At 46.9% G+C, this 812-nt stretch carries 1 protein-coding gene; it reads right to left on the bottom strand.

Annotated features, from left to right (window positions below; genetic code table 11):
* The coding region (locus tag FLJC2902T_RS16340) for a PKD-like domain-containing protein (RefSeq protein WP_035679219.1) at positions 1 to 812 on the bottom strand (812 nt) is incomplete at both ends.

Raw genomic sequence — 812 nt, 5'->3', positions numbered from 1 at the left:
AGCACATCGTTGATTGATGTCCCTGTTCCGATTGTTCCGCCGGTCACCCCACCGTTTTGAACAACATTCCAGTTGAAGGTAGTACCGGCAACGTTGCTGCTCATTGTTATGTTTGTGGTTCCGCCCGTACAAATAGATTGTGTGGTCGTGTTAAGATTTACAACCGGAACCGGATTAACCGTTACGGTTACCGTAATCGGATTTCCAGTACAGCTACCAACTTGTGGTGTTATTGTATAGGTTACCGTTCCGCTCACAGATCCTGCTGTAAGCACCTGTGAAATAATGTTACCTGTGCTGTTGGAAGCTCCTGTTACTCCACCTGTCTGGGCATAAGTCCATGAGAAAGTGGTATTCGGAACCGTTCCCTGTAATTGAATACCGGTAGATTGTCCGGAACATAATGCTTGAGAATTCGGCGTGGCTGTTACCGTTGGAGTTTGCACCACCGTTACGGTTACCGAACCCGTTACCGCTTGAATACAGTTAGGAACTGTTCCTGCAGTCACATCCACCAATGCATACGTCGCATCTGCGGTTAAAGCTCCCGTATTTACAGTAGCCGTTCCCGCCGCATCAAGAATTACCGGCTGATTAGCTCCTCCATTAATTGTGTATTGCACAGTTGCTCCAGGTGTTCCTGTGAACGTTATTATAGCTGAAGAATTAAAACAAACCGTGGTTGCCCCTGAAATTGACGCTGTAGGCTGTGGAGCAATAGTTACCACAACTGACTGCGATAACGAAGCCGAACATCCTGAACCTGCCGAAACATTTACCAATTGGTAAGTTGTTTGTGCCGATAAGTTTGC

This window comes from Flavobacterium limnosediminis JC2902, assembly GCF_000498535.1.
GTDB lineage: Bacteria > Bacteroidota > Bacteroidia > Flavobacteriales > Flavobacteriaceae > Flavobacterium > Flavobacterium limnosediminis.
Note: the sequence above shows the minus strand (reverse complement) of the source record. Positions and strands in the feature narration are given on the sequence as shown.